Genomic DNA, 17,882 nt, shown 5'->3' on the forward strand with positions numbered 1-17,882 from the left:
TATCGACGAGCGATTAATGCGACTGCACAACTTCGCTTTCATGCCAGGCGCTCAGCGCACGGCGGGATATCCACGACATCACCCCAAACAGCGCGATACCGGTGAGAGAAATCAGCAGCAGGGCGGCAAACATCAGCGGAATATCCAGCTGGTAACCGGCCTGCAGGATTTGATAGGCCAGCCCGGTATTATTGCCACCGGTTCCGGCGACAAATTCCGCGACCACTGCGCCAATCAAAGACAGGCCACTGGAAATACGCAGCGCACCAAAGAAATACGGCAGGGCAGAAGGAATGCGCAGGCGGATAAGGATTTGCAGGCGGCTGGCGTGACTGAGCTGGAAATAGCTCAGCAGGCCCGGCGAAACGCTGCGCAGCCCCTGAGTGGTATTGGAAATAATCGGAAACACCGCCATCAGGGTCGAGCATACGACTAGCGACAGGGTGGTATCTTTGACCCAAATGATGATCAGGGGCGCAATCGCGACTATTGGCGTGACCTGTAAAAACACGATGTAAGGAAACAGCGCGGTTTCTACAAAACGGTTTTGCACCAGTACGAAGGCCACCAGCGAGCCGATAATGATCGACAGCAAAAATGAGATCAGCGTAATTTTTAGCGTGTAGAGCAGCGACATCATCAATGAGCCCAGATTCGTCCACAGACTTTCGAGCATCGCCATCGGTGATGGCACGAGAAATTGCGGAATTTTGAAATAGCTGACCCAGCCCTGCCACAGCAGGATCATGGCTATCGCAACCAGTGTCGGATAGAGAATTTTGCGAAATTTCGGGCTGCTCATCAGCGGCGAACTGTTTGAGGTTTTCATGGCTTTACTCCATACCCGATTGGCTGGCTTGCAGCAGGCTATCTTGTAACTGCTTGGCATAGCTTGAAAAAGTGGGGCTGACGCGGAAATCGTCATCGCGCGGGAAAGGCTCGTTAATAGCGATATCTTCTACCACCCGTCCCGGTCGTGCTGCCATCATAATCACCCGCTGTGAAAGGAAGACAGCCTCGTGGATCGAGTGAGTGACGAAAACAACCGTTAGCCCCTGTTCGCGCCATAATCGCAGCAGATCGCTGTCGAGTTTGTTACGGGTGATTTCATCCAGTGCGCCGAAAGGCTCATCCATCAGCAGCAGTTTTGGCCGTGTCACCAGCCCGCGAGCAATAGAAACGCGCATTTGCATACCGCCTGAAAGCTCGCGCGGCAAGACCTTGGCGAATTTGCCAAGCCCGACCAGCTCCAACGCCTCGCTGACTCGAGTATTGGCCTCTGCGCGCGGTACTCCGGCCAAATCCAGCGGCAGGCGGACATTGCTTTGCACGTTGCTCCACGGCATCAGTGTGGCTTCCTGAAACACAAATGACAGCGGGATTTGCGCCTTTTCGCGGCTGTCGCGTCGCCATAGCATCAGCTTGCCGTCGCTAGGCTCAATCAGCCCGGCAACCATTTTCAATAGCGTACTTTTGCCACAGCCGGAAGGGCCCAGCAGGGTGACAAACTCTCCCTGATTAATCGTCAGATTGACCGGCAGCAGTGCGCGGGTACCGTTGCTGTAAATTTTCTCGGCCGATAGCACCTCAATTGCCGGAGACGCCGCGGCAGGTGCAGGGCTTTCTTCGCCAATCACCGTAAATTTGGGGGCTGTGTTCATGGCATGACCTTCGCGTCTTTAACCAGATCCAGGGTATAAGTCTGATCAAACGGTACCTTATTGGCATCAATCAGCTTGTTCTTGACCAGCATGTCCCAGGTTTCTTTCAGGCGAGGCTCGGTAATAATGCCGATACCGCCGGTCTGCGCGTCACCGCCGGTCACCAGCTGGTATTTTTTCATCTGCGCGATACCGAAGGCTATCTGGTCAGCGCCCATGCGAGGATTATCTTTGCGAATCAGCTCGTTGCCCGCAGCCGGATCTTGCAGATAGTCTTTCCATCCCTGCATCGAGGCTTTGATAAAGGCTGCCAGCACCGCAGGACGTTTCTGAACGGTATCTGCCATACAGATGATCGAATTACCGTAAGGCGGGTAACCCCAGTCGCTCAGTGGATAGACGTAAAACGGCTTGCCGCCTTTCTGCACCGAGAACGGTTCTGAAGTCACGTAACCCTGTTGCACCAGATTGTTGTCGGCGAGGAAGGGCTGCACACTGAAGGTGTAAGGGCGAATCTTGGTATTGCCGTAACCTAGCGTGCTCTTGGCCCACGGCCAGAATGAGGTATAGGCTTCGGTAGCCAGCAGGAAGGTTTTATCCTTGAGCTCTTCAGGTTTAGTCACCTTATCGTGGCTGATAAACACCGTTGGCGAATGTTGGAATACTGTCGCGACGGTCATTGCATGCACGCCAGATTGCCACATTTCCAGCGCCTGTCCGTTGTCACCAATTGTGCAATCGGCCTGACCGGCAGCCAGCAACTGCATGACGTTGACCTGAGGGCCGCCCATTTTTATGGTCATATCCAGCCCGGCCTGCTTGTAGAGCCCTTTGGCCTGTGCCTCGTAAAAACCGCCGTGTTCGGCCTGCGCATACCAGTTAGTCAGCAGTGTAAACTTTTCCTCGGCATAACTGGCGGTAGATGTGCCAATCAACAGCAGGGCAAGCGCGGTATAGGTCGGGGTACGCAATGTTTTCATCACCAAAATTCCTTTATTCAGAGGCCAAAGAGGAAGGAGGAGTAAACGTAGATTGCACAAAACCGTTCCAGTGGTGTTTGCCCCACGTCGGTTCGCTGCGCACCATCCATTCCATGTGATGGATTTCAGTGATCGCCTGCGCCCAGCTAACGGCGAGCGAGTCCAGAATGGCATGTCCCTGTTCGGCGGTGGCTTCAGTGGGGTCGCCAATTACGCCGCTCGGGCCAAAATCGTAAGAAGCCCAGGCCGCAGCAGGACGGCCGCTCGACAGGGTTGGGCACGGGAATTCCGGCGGATAGTTAGCGACGGCGTGCTCCATCTTCACGCACTCCGGGGCCAGAGCCAGCATCACTGCAGTCTCGCTGTGACCAGCATGCATCGCCATTTTTTGCTCCTGCGCCGAGAGGTACTGATTTTCGACATTCGGCACGCGAAACACGTCGTGGGGGATCATTATCATATCGCCGTGGCGCAGGCGCATTTCGCGCGAAGCCATCTGGAGCACCTGTGGTTGCCCGCCGTGGCCATTGATCATCAGTAATTTGCGGAAACCGGCGCGATACAGCGATTCGGCAATTTCCAGAATGGTTTGCAGCAGCGTGTCACCGGTCAGGGTCAGCGTGCCGGGGAAATTCAGGTGTTCGTCTGATTTACCATAAGTAATCGGCGCAATGGCGTAGGCCGGGATATCCGCGGGTAAACGGGCGAGGGCGTGCCCGGTAACGCCAGATGAAATCACGCTATCGACCGAGCACGGCAGGTGTGGGCCATGCTGTTCAATCGCGCCGGTTGGCAACACGATCACGGTGTTGGCCTTGTCTGGCAGGGCCGCAATCGCCGTCCAGCTTAGAAAAGGAAGAAAGCGCGTGGCGGGAATATAACCGTTAATCATGTTGTGCCTCATCGTAAAAAAGACTTACCGGGATTGTGGGAGCCATGCTGTCGCTTCGACTTCAATCAACACCTCGGCGCTGGGCAGCATTTCACTGACCTGCACCACGGTAGAAACGGGCGGTTGGCCGGGATAAAACATTTTTCGTACCCGGCTGTAATACGGGAAGTGGTCGAGATTGCGAAAATACTGCACCAGCTTGATTACGTCGCTCATCTGCCCACCGGCTTCTTCAATGGTGTGGCGGATACTTTCGAGCACGTACCAGCTTTGCGCCAGAATCGGCCCCTGCTTGGCATCGGTGGAGAATTCGCCGGTTTCACCGAGCAGCAGTCTTGCCTCGGCGGGAATATCCTGAAAGCCGCGCACGATGGTGGCCGTCTGTGGATTCACCGGAATAATGCCGGAAAGAAAGATGTAATCACCTGCACGACGCCAGGCGGCGTATTTGGCGAGCGGTTTGCCCGCACCGGCTTCAAGACTCATGGCTTAACTCCTGCTTCCACGTCCGTTGATGAGTCAGCCTGCCGCGGTTAATGACCAGACGGGCAGCGCTGTTAAGAGGCCAGGTAACGCTGTCGCTACCGGGGAAAATCACCAGGCTGGCCGGACTGCCTGGTGCCAGCGGTGAAACTGCAGCAAGCTTGCCGGTCAGGGCCGAAAGGTCGCAAATTAGCCGTGAATGCTGGTCGAAAACGCTGTCCAGCTGGGCGGTAAATAGCATGCAGGTCAGAGTATCCAGCGGGTCATAGCTGCCTGCGGGGCAGAACGCGTCCTGCACGTTATCGCAGCCGATTAATACTGGAATGCCCGCCGTTTGGGCTTCTTTAATCAGGGTGATCCCACGCTGGCGCGGCGTGCGGCCGACCACTGCATCCTGCAATAGCAAATTGGTCATCGGCAGTGAGATAAGGGTAACCCGATGTTTTGCCAGCACTTCAAGCACCTGTTTTGACTGCTGCTCACTGCCGGAGGCCAGCGCACAGCCGTGGCTACAGCAGATATGACCGGGAAATGGGTGTTGGCTGAGATAGTCGGCTAGCCACACCAGACCATTAGCCAGCGGCGACAGCTCTTCATCAATGTGTAAATCGAGATCCAACTGCCAACGCGTTGCGCTGTGCAGCAAATTGCTCATCGCCGCAGGGTCCCAGTTGGAGGAATGGATAAATCCGCCAAGAAGACTGTGTTCACCGCTTTGTGCCACGGCCTGCGCTATAGCATTGGCGTTATCGGCGTCGGCAAACAGCCCGAGCGGAGCCAAGGCTACGCGCTCCAGCGTGATGCCCGGCTGTTGCAGGTTATTCATTTCCAGCCACGCAAGCGGCGGCGTTGCCGCAAACCAGTCGATATGAGTACGTAAATGGGTGACGCCATTGGCCGCCGCCCAGGTCACACCTTTGGCCGCGCGTTGGCGGAGATCTTCTGCTGTCCAGTATTGACGGTCCTGATGCATTGCCTCGATGGCGGCCAGCAGGCCCGGCGCAGCTGGGCGGCTGCGGGTCAGGGTAAAGGTTTTATCCAGATGAGCGTGTGGCTCGATCAGCGCAGGCAACGCCAGCGCGCCTTGCAGATCCCATAAATCACTGTGCTGCGAGCTGCTCGGCTTAAGTGACGCAATAAGCCCTTGATTAAAAATGATATCGGCATTGACTGGCTCGCCGGCCTGCTGCGGCCAGTCGGCAGGCAGCGCCCATAGAGGCAGTCGCACATTGCTCAGGCCATTGAGCCGTTTAGCGAATTCAGGGATGGGCGCAGTTTGGTTCGGCATCGTCATCATAGATCCAGAACCAAAAGTGGGCTTTTCGAGCGCGAACAGCATACGGTAATTTGCGTATTTTCCTCGCGCTCCTCTTCGGTCAACACGCAGTCGCGATGATCGGGAATGCCGTCAATCACGTCGGTAATACAGGACCCACAAATACCCTGTTCACAGGACAGCATAATATCCGCACCGGCACTGAATAAAACTTCGGCGATAGTCTGACTCGGGCCAACTAAAAAACGCTGGCCGCTGGAATTTAGCTGGATATAAAATGATTGATTATCATTTTGATGACTTAATTTCGCATTGGTGAAACGCTCGAAAGATAATTGCGTCGGCTGCCAATGAAATTCTTGCATAATATCCTGCAGGCGTTGAATAAAACCATCTGGCCCACAGGCGATAATGGCCGTGTCTTGATGAGGATTGCTTAAACAGCACGGGGTGTTACGACGCAGGGAATCGTTTGCGTCGCTGTAATGCAGAAACAGATTATTGGCCAGCAAAGGGGCTGTGCAACGGCTGATATAGGCAGCTTCCTTTTGGCTGGAAACATAATAATGAAGTTCAAAATCAATATCTTGACTGGCTATCTCTTCTGCCATGGCGAGCAGTGGAGTAATGCCAATACCCCCGGCAAACAGCAGGTAATGTTTAGCCTGCGGCAACGGGAAATGATTGCGCGGTGCGGAAATAGTTATTACGTCGCCCTGTTGCAGAGTTTGGTGAATATAGTGCGACCCGCCCGACGAAAGTGAAGCCAGTTTTACGCAGACCTCATAATATTTCCCATCGCTGCTTTCAGTGCATAGAGAATATTGCCGCGCACCGAGTTCGGGTATGAAAAGGTCAATATGAGCGCCTGCAGAATAAGTCGGTAAATATCCGCCATTTTGGGCGATAAGCTGTAATGAAATATTCCCTGAGCCGTTATTACTCAGCTTGTTAACAATAACCGGAATCAATTCTAGATCTTTCATTATCTTTTACCGTTTTCGCCAGCAGGGGCAGAATGATCCCGCTTAAGTTCACTGTGATTAATTTTTGGACATTGAAACGATTGTTCCCGCCGCACGAAAACTACGTTATTGTGATAAAACTGTTGCGTCCAGCGCTTTGATTCGCACAACCCGTTGCATAAAAGAGAGCACTCAGGATATGTTCGCATTCTCTCGGTTTCTGCTGTATTTCACCGAAGTGGCCCGCCAGGGATCATTTCGTAAAGCCTCTGAAACGCTGCACGTCGCGGCTTCTTCAATCGATCGCCAAATTCTGCGCGTCGAGAAAGAGTTGGCGATGCCGTTGTTTGAGCGTCATCCCACCGGTTTAAAGCTCACTGCAGCAGGAGAATTGCTGTTACATGCTGCCAATAACTGGAAAAAAGATTTTTCAAGGGTGTGCGAGCAGCTTGACGATTTACGTGGTTTAAGGCGCGGGCACGTGCGCATCGCCACCATTGACGCGATAAATCGGCAATTCTTTTCGTCGATGCTCAAGAAGGTGCATCTCGAATATCCCAACATCTCATTTACTCTTACCACTATGAATAATATCGATATTCAGCAGGCGCTGATGTCGGGTGATGCCGACTTTGGCATTATGCTTAATCCACAAACCTCGCGTGAGTTGCAGGTCAGGGCATTTGCCGAAATCAATTTGGGCATCGTGGTCCCTAAAAATCATCCGCTGGCCGTAAGAAGCGGGGTGAGATTTAATCAGTGTCTGGAATATCCGTTTATTATTCCGTCTGCGCCGCTAATGCTGTCCGGTCCGGTCGAGGCGTTGCTGAATATTAACGGCGGGATGGTGAAAGAGGTCGCCGTTTCCAACAATATCCATATGATTCGTTCGTTGATTAAAGAGCAGATTGGCATCGGTATTCTCTGCTGGCTGGATATCATGGATGAAGTGATTAGCGGAGAGTTGGCGTTTATTCCCCTTACCGATCCACAACTTAAGACATTTACCCTGTCGCTGTGTGTTGCCCCGGCGCGACAGCTTTCTTTGGCTGCATCGATGATGCTCAAGCAACTCGAGATGCTGTTTAGTCAGATTCAGACCCAGGGACTGAATGCTGGATCTTTTGCACCGTAATGGCGCACTGTGCTCTGCTTTGAATCAAAGGTTGCAGAATTAAATGGCGGTATTTTAGCCGCTATTCACCCATAAAGCGCATGGATAGGGCTTTCCACAAGTTGGCATCGTTTTTGTATAACTCACAGTGAGTAGAAGCGGTCAGTGCAGACAGCTGCATGGGACATTGCTCAGCAACCATTTCGCAATTCAAACTTTGCGCCGAATGGGAGGCTGAGCCGCATTTGCTTGCCCTCTCTTCGGCTTTGATAAGGAGAGGAGCAATGAAATTGAGTTTCGGGTTTCCCCTGTCGCGTTGTGCGTTAGGCACGCTGTTGCTGGGAAGTATTTCCCTGACCGCTCATGCCGATGAAAAAATCACTTTGTTGACGTCTTGGTACGCGCAGGCTGAACAAGGGGGCTATTATCAGGCATTAGCCACGGGTATTTACAAACGTTACGGGCTGGATGTCACCCTTCAATCCGGCGGGCCGCAGGTCAACGGCATGCAGTTGCTGCTGGCAAAACGCGCCGATGTGATAATCGGTTACGACCTGCAACTGCTTGACGCCGTGCAGCGCGGATTCCCGGCCAAAGCCATCGCCGCCCCGTTCCAATACGATCCGCAAGGCCTGTTGACGCACGCTTCAGTTACCTCACTTAATGGCCTGCAAGGCAAAACCATTCTGGTGTCCAGTTCCGGGCAATCTACCTGGTGGCCGTGGCTGAAAGAGCAATACCACCTCAGCGATTCACAGGCTCGCACTTACACCTTCAATATCCAACCGTTTGTCGCCGATGACAATGTCGCTCAGCAGGCCTATGTCAGCTCCGAAGTGTTTCAGGCCAAAAAGGCCGGGGTCAAATCCAACTTTTTCCTGTTTTCGGAACACGGCTATCCGCCCTATGGCGGCATCCTGATCACCCGCGATGACTTGATTGCCAGCCGCAAAGAGGCAATGGCTAAATTCGTCAAGGCGTCGATGGAAGGTTGGGTCAGCTATCTTGATAATCCGGCACCGGGTAACGCGCTGATTAAAAAGGATAACCCCAAAATGGAAGACGATCTTTTGGCCTGGGCTGTTGCACAAATCAAACAGCACCACCTGATTGACGGCGGAGATGCGACAGCGCAGGGCTGGGGCACGATGACCGATGCGCGCTGGCAGAAAACCCGCGATTTCATGGTTAACGCGAAATTGCTGAAAGCCGACACCGACTGGAAGCAGGCGTACACCACTGAATTCGTGAAGAATCTGCACGTCGAACCTTAAGGGGATTGCTATGTCACTGCTAATCAAAAATGCCCACGCCATCCTTACTGGTTTGCACGGTGAGCAAGCACGCCGTGCAGGACCCGATATTCGTGTGCGCGACGGGGTAATCGAGGCCATCGGGCATCTTGCGCCGCTGGCCGATGAACGATTGATCGACGCGCGCGATTGCGTGATTTATCCAGCCTGGGTAAACACTCATCATCACCTTTTTCAATCGCTGCTGAAAGGCGAACCGCAAGGGCTGAACCAGAGTTTAACAGCCTGGCTGAGCGCTACGCCGTATCGTTTTCGCGCCGCTTTTGACGAGCCGACTTTTCGTCTGGCGGTGCGTATTGGCCTGATTGAACTGCTGCGTTCCGGCTGCGCTACCGTGGCCGATCACAACTATCTCTACTGGCCCGACATGCCTTTCGACACTTCGCAAATCATCTTCGAAGAGGGGGAAGCGCTGGGCATGCGCATAGTGCTGTGTCGTGGCGGGGCGACCCAGTCGCGGGCTATCGAACAGAACCTACCGTTGGCGCTGCGACCAGAAAGTTATGAACATTACATGGCCGATATCGAACGTCTGGTCAGCCGTTATCACGACGCGCGGCCAACCTCGATGAGGCGGGTGGTGATGGCGCCTACCACGCTGCTGCACTCTGCGCCACCTTCACAGCTGCGAGAAATGGCGGCATTGGCGCGGCGTTTGGGCATTCGTATGCACAGCCATCTTTCTGAAACCGTCGATTATCTCGATGCGGCACGGGCCAGGTTCAATATGACGCCGGTACAGTTTTGTGCCGAGCACGACTGGCTGGGTGAAGATGTCTGGTTCGCGCATCTGGTAAAACTGCTACCGGAAGAAATTACTCTTTTGGGCAAAACCGGCACCGGCATCGCGCACTGTCCGCAAAGCAACGGGCGGCTGGGAAGTGGGATCGCCGATCTGTTGGCATTAGAGCTGGCGGGTGTGCCGGTTTCACTTGGCGTTGACGGCGCGGCTTCAAACGAAGCGGCAGATATGCAGAGCGAGGCCCATGCGGCCTGGCTGTTGCAACGGGCGCGTAAAGGGATGCAGGCGCAGCCGCGCTATGACGGTGGAACTTTTGAAGGCGGCGGCGATGCCGTCAGCATTGAGGACGTGGTGCGCTGGGGAAGCGCGGGCGGGGCGAATATCCTTGGATTACCCCGCAGCGGCACGATTGAGGTCGGTATGCAGGCGGATATCGCCGTTTATCGCCTCGACGATCCGCGCTACTTCGGGCTGCACGACATGGCCATTGGGCCGGTAGCCTGCGGCGGGCGGGCTTCGCTCAAGGCGCTGATGGTCAATGGTCGGCCGATCGTTGAAGACGACACCGTGCCGGGAGTCGATCTTGAGACCATGCGCCGTGACGCGATGGCAGCAGTCCGTACCTTACAGCAGCGTGCAAACGCCTAAAATTACTGGATTCGAACAGGATAAAAATTATGAACAACCTAAATGAAAACAACGGTTATGCCTTACAGGAATTGGAAAAAGAAGCCCGGATGGGCGCGATGGGAGAAGAAACTTTTAGCCGCGAGGTGCGCTGCATCGATCTCAGTGACTTTGAACATCGTAAAAGTGAGATTGCCGACCAACTGTGGCAGGCGGCGGTCGAAATAGGCTTTTTCCAGGTCAGTAATCACGGTATTGAGCTGGCCGATATCCGCAATGCCTTCGGCATGACCGAGCAATTTTTCGCGCTGCCCAATGAGGTGAAGGCGCAATATCCGTTGGCGCGCAATGCCGGTTGGGAGAACAAATCGCAGGTGCGCCCTTCAACAAAAACGCCGGACCAGAAAGAGTCATACCAGATAACTCGCCCTTTAATGAACGGCCTGTGGCCGAGCCAGCAGGAGTTGCCTGAGTTCAAAAGCACCATGTTGACGTTTGAGTCACAGTGTTGGCAGCTAGGTATGAAACTGCTCTCATGTTTCGCGCTTAAACTGGGCTTCCCCGAGCCTTTCTTCGAGCAGGCGCATAATCCGGATCAGCAGACTTATCAAAGCACGTTGCGGATGCTGCACTATTACGCGACCGAACAGTCACAGCAAGGGATGTGGCGAGCCGGCGCGCATACTGATTTTGACTGTCTGACGTTACTGTTCCAGCGTCCGGGGCAGGGTGGTTTGCAGGTTTGTCCGGGTAAAGACCATGAGAGCCAGCAGTGGACGAGTATCGAGCCGCGCGAAGAGGTGATCACCTGTAATATCGGCGACATGCTGATGCGCTGGAGCGACGACCAACTGCCGTCGAACTTCCATCGTGTCCGCAGCCCGCTGCCGGGGGAATATCAGGGCGCGCGCTACAGTCTGGCATTTTTCTGTCAGGCTAACAAAGACGTCGAAATTCTTGGCCCGCAGGCTAAATACCCCGCTATTAGCGCAGCGGATTATTTGCAACAGCGTATTCAGGCGAATTTTGCCAAAGGATAAAGGTCGGATTTAGTTTGCTGAATATATAAAACACAGCCTTTGAGGCTGTGTTTTTGCAGCTAGGTGCAGGTAATGTTCAATCAGGTCAAGCGGCTTCCCACCGTGAGAGCATCATAATTTTATGCTCAGTCAGAAGATTTATAATATTTTACCATCTCTGGTCTGTTCAATAGTCTTGAATCCTACAAGCGGGTGAAAGTTATCTCACTCACGCCATTCACAGGACGCAGACATGACAGACGAAATAACAAAAATTGATACGTTGGTGGTCGGTGCAGGGCAGGCCGGAGTCGCGATGAGTGAGCACTTGACTCGGCTCGGTATCCCGCATCTGGTTTTGGAAAAAAATCGTATCGCCGAAGCCTGGATCAGCGGCCGCTGGGATTCTCTGGTCGCCAACGGACCCGCCTGGCACGATCGTTTTCCGGGCATGGAATTCAAAGACACCGGCCCTGACGGCTTCGTGCCGAAAGATCAGGTTGCCGAGTATTTCGCTGATTATGCTGACAAATTTAATGCGCCGATCCGCACGGGAGTTGAAGTCAAAAAGGTTGAACGTAACCTGGGCCGTGTGGGGTTTAGGGTTGAAACCTCCGAGGGCGTGATCGAAGCCCTGCGCGTGGTGGCAGCCACGGGTCCGTTCCAGCGCCCGGTGATCCCACCAATCGCTCCGCAACAAAGCAGCCTGCATCAGATTCACTCGGCCAATTACCATAATCCACAACAGTTGCCCGAAGGCGGCGTGCTGGTGGTCGGAGCAGGATCTTCTGGCGTGCAGATTGCCGATGAACTGCAACGGGCGGGCAAAAAAGTCTATCTTTCCGTGGGGCCTCATGATCGCCCGCCACGCGCCTATCGCAACCGTGATTTCTGCTGGTGGCTCGGCGTACTGGGCCTGTGGGACGTTGCCGCCAGCCAGCCGGGCAGAGAGCACGTGACTATTGCCGTCAGCGGCGCGCGCGGCGGTCACACTGTTGATTTCCGCCGTCTGGCCAATCAGGGTGTAAATTTGGTGGGATTAACCAAAGATTTCCAAAATGACGTGGTAACTTTCCAGTCAGATCTCAGTGATAACGTTAATCGCGGTGATGAAAATTACCTCTCATTGCTCGACGCCGCCGATGCCTATATCGCCCGCAATGGCCTTGAACTTCCTGAAGAACCTGAAGCGCGACATTTTATCGCTGACCCTGCATGCATGACCCATCCCACCCTTCAGCTTGATCTGGTCGCTGCCGGCGTTACCTCGATTATCTGGGCGACAGGCTATGTGGCGGATTACAGCTGGCTCAAGGTCAACGCGTTTGATGAAAATAACAAACCTAAGCACCAGCGCGGTGTTTCCAGCGAAGCGGGCGTTTATTTCCTCGGGCTGCCGTGGTTGTCACGTCGCGGATCGACCTTTATCTGGGGCGTATGGCACGACGCGAAATTCATTGCCGACCAAATCGCTATCCAGCGTCAGTACAGTGAATATCGCGCAGCAGACTCTGGCTCTTTGAAATGATTCATCAACAGCAGGAATAAATCGATGCCAACACATACTCGTATTCGCATGTTTAATACCAAAGAAACCTATCCGAATCAGACGCTGGATAACGATCTTTGCCAGGCCGTTCGCGCAGGCAATACTGTGTACGTGCGTGGGCAGGTCGGAACCGATTTTGAAGGCAATCTGATTGGATTGGGGGATCCGCGCGCGCAGGCCGAGCAGGCGATGAAAAATGCCAAACAGCTGCTTGAAGAAGCCGGTAGCGAGCTGTCGCATATCGTCAAAACCACGACCTATCTTATCGACCCGCGCTATCGCGAGCCGGTATATCAGGAAGTGGGCAAATGGCTGAAAGGCGTATTCCCGATTTCAACGGGTCTGGTGGTTTCGGCGCTGGGCCAGCCACAGTGGCTGATGGAAATCGATATTATCGCGGTGATCCCCGATGATTATGTCGCCAGGGGGGCTGAATGACTTTTTCTATCGCCGCCCGCTGCCCCGAAACCGGGCAGTTGGGGATTGCCCTTAGTTCCTCAAGCATTGCCGTGGGGGCGCGATGCCCCTGGCTGCAGCCCGGCGTCGGAGCTGTATCGAGCCAGAACATTACTTTACCCGCGCTGGGCCAGTTTGTTCTAAGCGAACTCAGCCTTGGTACGAATCCCCCGCAGGCGCTTGAAAAGGCGCTGGCGGGTAATGTGTTTAGTGAGTATCGACAGCTTACGGCGATCAATGTTCACGGTGAAAGTGCGGTATTCAGCGGTGAAAAAACGCTGGGACTGAACCACGCGGTGCAGGGCAAAGACTGTGTCGCCGCGGGGAATATGTTGGCTGACAAAGCAGTAATCAGTGCCATGGTGACGGCCTTTGAAGGTGCTACGGGGCAACTGGCCAATCGATTACTGGCGGCGATGCAGGCAGCCGTAGTTGCCGGCGGTGAAGCCGGGCCGGTGCATTCGGCGGCGATGAAGATCGTTGGCAGTCACAGCTGGCCGATTGTCGATCTGCGGGTTGACTGGACCGAGCAGGATCCTATCACCGAACTTTGCGCGCTGTGGCAAGCCTATGAACCGCAGATGCAGGCATATATTACCCGTGCGCTGGATCCTCGCGAGGCGCCGAGCTATGGCGTGCCGGGTGATGAATAACCGGGTGCGTGGGTTGCTGGATTCGCTGCTAAAGTTTGACACCACAAGCCGCGAATCCAACCTCGAGCTGATTGATTTCATCCAGAAATACCTAGCGAGTTTTGGCATCGAGACACAGCTTTTTCACGATCAAACGGGTGCAAAAGCGAATCTTTTTGCCCGCATCGGACCGGCAGGAAACGGCGGGGTTATGCTCTCTGGCCATACCGACGTGGTGCCGGTTGACGGCCAGCGCTGGGCCTATCCGGCCTTTGCGCTCACCGAGCACCAAGGGCGTTACTATGGCCGTGGCACCGCAGATATGAAGGGTTTTCTGGCTTGCGTATTGGCAGCGGTCCCCGGTTTTATCGCCCAGCCTTTACGTATGCCGCTGTATCTGGCGTTCTCTTATGATGAAGAGGTCGGATGCCTCGGCGTCCGCAGTCTGGTTGAACATCTCAAGGCCTCGGCAGAGCGGCCAGCAATGTGTATTGTCGGCGAGCCCACCGGCATGCAGCCGGTGTATGGGCATAAAGGCAAGCTGGCGATGCGTTGTCATGTTAAAGGCCACGCCTGTCATTCGGCTTATGCGCCGTTGGGGGTTAACGCGATTGCCTATGCAGCCAAACTGGTTAATAAACTGTCGGAACTGGGTGAGGCGCTGAGCGAACAGCAGGACAGCCGCTTTGATCCCTCTTTCAGTACTTTGCAGGTGGGAACTCTTTGCGGCGGCACGGCGCTAAATATTGTGCCGCAGGACTGCCAGTTTGATTTCGAAATTCGTCATCTTCCTGATTCGCAAGTAGATTCGGTGGTTAGCGAGTTGCAGCAGTACGCTGAGGAAAAATTATTGCCAGAGATGAAGCTTCGCGCGCAGGATTGCGATATCAGTTTTCAGCCCTTGAGCGGATATCCCGGATTATTGACCGATCCTCAGTCTGATTTCGCACAGTGGCTGGCACAGTGGTGCGGCAGTGGCGCGTTTTCTACTGTGGCTTTTGGCACGGAAGGTGGACTTTTTGACGAGGCTGGCGTCGCGACACTGGTCTGTGGTCCGGGAAGTATGGAGCAAGGGCATAAACCGGATGAATTCGTCAGCATTGAACAATTAGAAAGCTGTATATTCATGTTGGATAATTTATGTGCATGGATGAAAGCGTAGAAAAATCGGTTAAATAGTTACTCACTAAAATGAATTATATTCTCTAATCAGTTTTTATTATTGATTAATTCATTGCTGATTAATCACTCAGTTTAATTTTTGCTCCTGCCAAAAATGCTTGTCAATAATTGCTTAAAAGAGATTTATTTCCTTTTAGATGCCCGTTTAATGCGCAAATTAATTTTGTCATAATTGCAAATAAGGTATGCTTGGCCTCTGGAAAAAGGGGTTTCCAGATTGGCTTTTTATACATTTATATAACAAATCGCTTTTATACCAATAAGACAGGGTTAATTTACCGTGAAAAAAATTTTGCCATTAACGCTTTTGGCAGCGCTTTGTGCGCAGTCTGCCTACGCCGACACTACACCCTCACAGGCTAGCAACAACGGCTTTATAGCAGACAGTCATCTTGACCTTTTGTTCCGCAATGCCTTTATTGATCGCAATTACCGTGGAAATACCGAGACTCGGGATGAGTGGGGTCAGGCTGCAATCCTCAACTTTACCTCAGGCTTTACTCAGGGTCCGGTAGGTTTTGGTTTTGACGCGCTGGGACAATATGCGGTTCGCCTCGACGGTGGTTGGGGGCAGGGCGGCGGCGCGGGTATCGATTTCTTCTCGCAGAATCAGGACGGCCAGTCCAAAAATGATCTCGAGAAAATTGGCGGCAGAGCCAAAATGCGCGTATCAAAAACCGTTCTAAGCTACGGTACGCAAGCTCCTGTATTGCCAATTCTTAATGCTGACAGCTCTCGCCTGCTGGATGAGACTTACACGGGTGTCATGCTCGACTCGCAGGAAATCGACGGGCTTGATGTTACTGCCGGTCATTTCACCGCCGAGCAGCAGAAAAGCAGCAACAAGTACAACAGCGGGCTGCATGCTCTGACCTTTGGCGGCGCTAGCTACCAGTTCAACGATCGTTTAAGCGGCTCGATTTACGCCTCAAACGTTGAAAGTGTTCTCAGCAAACAATATCTGGGCATGACTTATACCCAACCTTTGGCTCCTGAGCATTCTCTGATTTTTGATTTCAACGGCTATAACTCTCACCTTAACAAAGGCTATGCCGAAAGCCAGGACACTGGTCGCCACAATGATATCTGGAGCTTTGCGACCAGCTACGTTGCGGGAATGCACACCTTTAAAATTGCTTACCAGCAAAGCACCGGCAGCACCGGTTATAACTACGGTGGTTATGGCAAAAATGGCGGCGTGGGTGACGGCGGCAACTCCATTTATGTCTCCAACTCCTACTGGTCAGATTTCAACGGTAAAGGCGAGCGTTCGATTCAGTTGGCCTACTCCGCTGACCTTGGTAAAGTCGGTCTGCCAGGTTTGACCTACGACGTGGCTTACGTGACGGCGGATAACATTGAAACCGCAGAAACCAATAACGGTCACGAGCATGAGTTGTTTAACCAGATCCAATATAAAGTGCCATCTGGTGTTGCCAAAAACCTGAAAATCAAACTGCGCTACTCTATTCTGCGCGTTTCTGCCGATGCATCCTCATATAATGTCGGCGGTAATGAAGTTCGCGTATTCGTAGAATACCCGTTGTCGATTTTCTAATTGATTCTGCCCATTTCGGGTGAGCACCCCCTCAGTGCTTGCCCTGGCAGGTAATTACGGGCAGTTATTGCTGATTAACAGCAGGAATAACTGCCGATTTGCTGCAGGATCCCATCTTTCGTACAGAAAAATAGTCATAATCCTTCATGATCAACTGCATCATAGTGTAGATGACAGGATTTTAGCATGCAGGAAGTTTTAAACCTTTGGAACTGGATTTACGCCAACCAGATTGCCTTCTCTTTAGTCTCCGTTCTGTTGATGTTAATTGCCGGCTTTATTTCATCGCTGGTGTGCAAAGTTTTCCTGCGAGGCATTGTTCGTCGCTTTATTCTTCATTCTCATAAACAAACCGATCACGTTAAAGAACAACGAATTAGCCGACGTCTGGCAAACGTGGTGCCAGTAGTGACCATCTATTTTATGTTGCAGCTGATCAATGGATTGCCTAATCCATTGGTTGAAGCGATTCGAACCATTTGCGGCGTTTTGTTTATTATTAATATTACGATGCTGATTAACGAATTGCTGGATACCACCATCAATGCCTACACCAGAAGACATGGCGCAAAAGCCGGGTCTATTAAAGGCTATGTGCAAATCGGCAAGATTGTTGTCTCTTCCATTGCCACTATTCTGGTAATTGCCACGCTGTCGGATAAATCGCCAGGGATTATTATTTCAAGCCTAGGTGCCGTGGCCGCCGTGCTGATGCTGGTATTTCAGCACACGCTCATTTCGCTGGTAGCTAATATCCAGGTATCGTCATCTCACGTGGTTCAATTAGGTGATTGGATTGATATGCCTGCGGGAAATATTAGTGGTGAAGTGACCGATATTGCCTTGCATTCAGTGAGTGTGCGCAATTGGGACAATACGCTATCACAGGTGCCGACCAAGAATTTTATTACCGAGACCTATACTAACTGGCAACCGATGTTTGAGTCCGGCGGTCGCCGAATCAAGCGCAGTATATTTATCGACCAGTCGAGTATTGCCTTTGCCTCTAGAGAATTGCTGGAAAGTTTAGAGTCTACAGAAAGCGGAAAAATAACCAGCATGGCCAAGTATCTTGAGCAGCGGGTGGGGACTGGCTCAAACCAGCAGCTTATTGATCATGGCCTGACTAACCTTGGGCTGTTCCGTGGCTATATTCTTGATTATCTGAAACAGCGTGAAGATATCCGCAATGATATGTACGTAATCGTGCGCCAGTTGAGCCCAACTGCGGAAGGTTTGCCGATTGAGATTTACTGTTTTACGTCTAACGTTTTTTGGGCGGAATATGAAGAAACGCAGTCGGATATTTTTGAGTTTATGTATGCCACTGCGGGGTATTTCAAACTGGGGATATATCAGAAGCCGTCGGGTATTGATGTGAGTAATACCTGGCCACAGAGCAGAAAGCGAGCGGTATAGCGCCGGAGCAGCCA

Annotated in this window: 17 protein-coding genes; 10 read left to right on the top strand and 7 right to left on the bottom strand. The window is 52.8% G+C overall.

Annotated features, from left to right (window positions below):
• Positions 1-13: 13 nt before the first annotated feature.
• From SPM24T3_RS17365 to SPM24T3_RS17395, 7 genes are read right to left on the bottom strand one after another with little or no spacing between them, the layout of a single operon-like run.
• Positions 14-829 (bottom strand): ABC transporter permease, encoded by an 816-nt coding sequence (locus tag SPM24T3_RS17365; protein ID WP_009638101.1) that lies wholly within the window; start codon positions 827-829, stop codon positions 14-16.
• A 4-nt stretch (positions 830-833) separates the two neighbouring features.
• Positions 834-1,661 (bottom strand): ABC transporter ATP-binding protein, encoded by an 828-nt coding sequence (locus SPM24T3_RS17370; protein WP_009638102.1) that lies wholly within the window; start codon positions 1,659-1,661, stop codon positions 834-836.
• Complete coding sequence (locus SPM24T3_RS17375; RefSeq protein WP_009638103.1) at positions 1,658-2,641, bottom strand: ABC transporter substrate-binding protein; 984 nt, start codon at positions 2,639-2,641, stop codon at positions 1,658-1,660. Before SPM24T3_RS17375 ends, SPM24T3_RS17370 begins: the two co-directional genes overlap by 4 nt.
• A 13-nt stretch (positions 2,642-2,654) precedes the next feature.
• On the bottom strand, positions 2,655-3,533 hold the full coding sequence (locus tag SPM24T3_RS17380; RefSeq protein ID WP_009638104.1) for a creatininase family protein: 879 nt from the start codon (positions 3,531-3,533) through the stop codon (positions 2,655-2,657).
• A 24-nt stretch (positions 3,534-3,557) separates the two neighbouring features.
• On the bottom strand, positions 3,558-4,019 hold the full coding sequence (locus SPM24T3_RS17385; RefSeq protein ID WP_009638105.1) for a RidA family protein: 462 nt from the start codon (positions 4,017-4,019) through the stop codon (positions 3,558-3,560).
• A complete protein-coding gene (locus SPM24T3_RS17390) occupies positions 4,009-5,310 on the bottom strand; it encodes an amidohydrolase family protein (RefSeq protein WP_009638106.1) in 1,302 nt (433 codons plus the stop codon). Before SPM24T3_RS17390 ends, SPM24T3_RS17385 begins: the two co-directional genes overlap by 11 nt.
• Positions 5,310-6,278, bottom strand: a complete 969-nt coding sequence (locus tag SPM24T3_RS17395; RefSeq protein ID WP_009638107.1) for a PDR/VanB family oxidoreductase — start codon at positions 6,276-6,278, stop codon at positions 5,310-5,312. Before SPM24T3_RS17395 ends, SPM24T3_RS17390 begins: the two co-directional genes overlap by 1 nt.
• A gap of 178 nt (positions 6,279-6,456) precedes the next feature.
• Here SPM24T3_RS17395 and SPM24T3_RS17400 point away from each other — a divergent pair, with 178 nt between their 5' ends.
• The 10 genes from SPM24T3_RS17400 to SPM24T3_RS17445 all read left to right on the top strand — a co-directional run bounded on the left by SPM24T3_RS17400 (position 6,457) and on the right by SPM24T3_RS17445 (position 17,868).
• The gene (locus tag SPM24T3_RS17400) at positions 6,457-7,392 is read left to right on the top strand and encodes a LysR family transcriptional regulator (RefSeq protein WP_009638108.1); all 936 of its coding nucleotides are present in this window, start codon (positions 6,457-6,459) and stop codon (positions 7,390-7,392) included.
• A gap of 263 nt (positions 7,393-7,655) precedes the next feature.
• Positions 7,656-8,645: an ABC transporter substrate-binding protein gene (locus tag SPM24T3_RS17405; RefSeq protein WP_009638109.1), complete on the top strand. Its 990-nt coding sequence runs from the start codon at positions 7,656-7,658 to the stop codon at positions 8,643-8,645.
• Between the two features lie 10 nt (positions 8,646-8,655).
• The gene (locus tag SPM24T3_RS17410) at positions 8,656-10,074 is read left to right on the top strand and encodes an amidohydrolase family protein (RefSeq protein ID WP_009638110.1); all 1,419 of its coding nucleotides are present in this window, start codon (positions 8,656-8,658) and stop codon (positions 10,072-10,074) included.
• 29 nt (positions 10,075-10,103) lie between these two features.
• Entirely contained in the window at positions 10,104-11,093 is a 990-nt protein-coding gene (locus tag SPM24T3_RS17415) for an isopenicillin N synthase family oxygenase (RefSeq protein WP_009638111.1), read from the top strand.
• A gap of 232 nt (positions 11,094-11,325) precedes the next feature.
• Positions 11,326-12,600 carry an NAD(P)/FAD-dependent oxidoreductase gene (locus tag SPM24T3_RS17420; RefSeq protein WP_009638112.1) on the top strand — a complete coding sequence of 425 codons (1,275 nt, stop codon included), beginning with the start codon at positions 11,326-11,328 and terminating at the stop codon, positions 12,598-12,600.
• 24 nt (positions 12,601-12,624) lie between these two features.
• Positions 12,625-13,059: a RidA family protein gene (locus SPM24T3_RS17425; RefSeq protein ID WP_009638113.1), complete on the top strand. Its 435-nt coding sequence runs from the start codon at positions 12,625-12,627 to the stop codon at positions 13,057-13,059.
• Complete coding sequence (locus tag SPM24T3_RS17430; protein WP_009638114.1) at positions 13,056-13,730, top strand: DUF1028 domain-containing protein; 675 nt, start codon at positions 13,056-13,058, stop codon at positions 13,728-13,730. The genes SPM24T3_RS17425 and SPM24T3_RS17430 overlap by 4 nt, the downstream gene beginning before the upstream one ends.
• On the top strand, positions 13,723-14,871 hold the full coding sequence (gene argE, locus SPM24T3_RS17435; protein WP_009638115.1) for an acetylornithine deacetylase: 1,149 nt from the start codon (positions 13,723-13,725) through the stop codon (positions 14,869-14,871). The genes SPM24T3_RS17430 and argE overlap by 8 nt, the downstream gene beginning before the upstream one ends.
• A gap of 300 nt (positions 14,872-15,171) precedes the next feature.
• Positions 15,172-16,449 (top strand): OprD family outer membrane porin, encoded by a 1,278-nt coding sequence (locus tag SPM24T3_RS17440; RefSeq protein WP_009638116.1) that lies wholly within the window; start codon positions 15,172-15,174, stop codon positions 16,447-16,449.
• 186 nt (positions 16,450-16,635) lie between these two features.
• Positions 16,636-17,868, top strand: a complete 1,233-nt coding sequence (locus SPM24T3_RS17445; RefSeq protein WP_009638117.1) for a mechanosensitive ion channel family protein — start codon at positions 16,636-16,638, stop codon at positions 17,866-17,868.
• Positions 17,869-17,882 lie beyond the last annotated feature (14 nt).

The organism is Serratia sp. M24T3 (assembly GCF_000257645.1).
Lineage (GTDB): Bacteria > Pseudomonadota > Gammaproteobacteria > Enterobacterales > Enterobacteriaceae > Rouxiella.